We start from the raw sequence: 1554 nt of genomic DNA, 5'->3' as shown, positions 1-1554 counted from the left end.
AGCTTACGCGGCTGGGGGAGGTGCTGCGCCAGTTGCAGTCCGCGCTCGGAGACCGCCAGCCGTAGTCGCGAGCTGCTGCGCTGGATGTTCCTTTTCTGGGTGGGCACGATGGGCACCGTGCTCGCCATCCTGAAGCTCTAGCCGAAAGCACGTCGTCCGGCCGCCACCGGCAAGACGGCGCCGCCGCCACGCCGATACGCTCCCACGAGACACCGATGTGCACTCCGGCCCTACTGGCGGAATCCTCCTGCGTCAGGCATGGTTCTGCACGCGAGATGGCCGGGGCTGGCCATCCCGCTCCCGGTTGTCGCGCTACGCGCGTGGGCGCGCCGCCGGGATCCACCATCAGAAGGAGGCTTCCATGGCAATCTGCATCATCACGGACACCGGGCTGAAGTGCCTGAGTTCGCCGATTCACGTATGCAGCGGACCCTCCCAGGAGTGGAAGCCGCTCTCGACGGATGGTCTCAGTGTGAGCAAAACCGTCAAGCTCCTCGATAAGCAACACCGGGCCATCGAGAAGGCAGTGAGCGACCTCAGCTACCAGGCCGATCAGGCGAAGGTGATAGGCGACATCATCAAGCTCCTCGATGCAACAACAACCGCGGAGCTGGCAGGCCACTTCACCATCGTGAAGTCGGGCTGACGCCCGACAGCGCGGCCCCAAAACGCGGATCGGATCGGAGCGCCTTGAACCACGGCGCGATGACGATGTTGCGCCGGTAGCTGGGGTCGCTCCGCACGAGGCCGGCCAGCAGGGCGAGGGCGCTGTCAGCGTCGCCACGCTGGAGGCGGACCCAGGCCAGCTCCAGCTGTAGGATCGGCTGGCGCAGCGATATGGCGGTCGCGCGTGCGGCCATCCGGTCGGCGTCGCGACCCCGGCCGGCGCGGGCGAGCGCCGCGGCGGCGTACAGCTCGTACAGCGCCCGCCAGGTCTGGTTCGCCTCGATCGCGGTGAGCGAGTCGGCGATGGCCACCGCGCGGGTGGCGGCCCGCGCGCCTAGCCCTGTCCGGCTGAGGAGCCGCAGCTCGCAGTCCCGGAATCGCTCGTCGCGCGGGAACTCCCGCTGGCCGGTACGGCACGCCGTGTCGGCGTCCGGGTAGTGCTCCGCCATCAGCGCCGCGTCGAAGCTGCCCCGCAGGTTGTCCGCCCGCTGGCGCTGAAACACGTCCGCCTCCAGCGCCTGTCCGTACGCGAACAACGCGTCGGAGTAGCGGCCCGCCGAGGTATAGGCGGAGGCTAGGTAGCTCGAAGCCTCGAAGCCGGGAGGGTCCAGCAGCTTGGCGCGCTCGAGGTCGGCGATGGCGGACTCCAGCAGGGAGTCCGTCCCCCCGACGCGCGGCAGGGCGGCCTTGATGGTCCCTCGCAGCGCGAAGGCGTCCGCCGCGTCCGGGTGCTCCCGCAGCAGCGAGTCCAGGAAGGCCACCGCGCCGGCGCGCAACGCCAGCGGATCGGGCAGGCGCTGGAAGGAATCGGGTGCGAGCTGCCGCAGGAACTCGACGAAGAAGGCCCGCTGTTCCGCGTTCTCTGCGATCAGGACCCGGATGAGCGTG

2 protein-coding genes are annotated in these 1554 nt (G+C 69.4%); one reads left to right on the top strand and one right to left on the bottom strand.

Annotated elements, in window-relative coordinates:
• Positions 1 to 361 precede the first annotated feature (361 nt).
• The gene (locus Q8Q85_10795; GenBank protein ID MDP3774740.1) at positions 362 to 646 is read left to right on the top strand and encodes a hypothetical protein; all 285 of its coding nucleotides are present in this window, start codon (positions 362 to 364) and stop codon (positions 644 to 646) included.
• On the opposite strand, the gene Q8Q85_10790 is transcribed toward Q8Q85_10795, so the two are convergent.
• The coding region (locus Q8Q85_10790) for a hypothetical protein (GenBank protein ID MDP3774739.1) at positions 624 to 1554 on the bottom strand (931 nt) is incomplete at its 5' end. The two genes, Q8Q85_10795 and Q8Q85_10790, sit on opposite strands and share 23 nt — an antisense overlap.

This window comes from Gemmatimonadales bacterium (assembly GCA_030697825.1).
Classification (GTDB): Bacteria; Gemmatimonadota; Gemmatimonadetes; order Gemmatimonadales; family JACORV01; genus JACORV01.
This window is presented reverse-complemented; position numbering and strand designations above follow the sequence as displayed.

What these genes read in the sequence shown, in the direction of transcription:
- Q8Q85_10795 (MDP3774740.1), top strand. Translation starts at nt 362, where the DNA reads ATGGCAATCTGCATCATCACGGACACCGGGCTGAAGTGCCTGAGTTCG.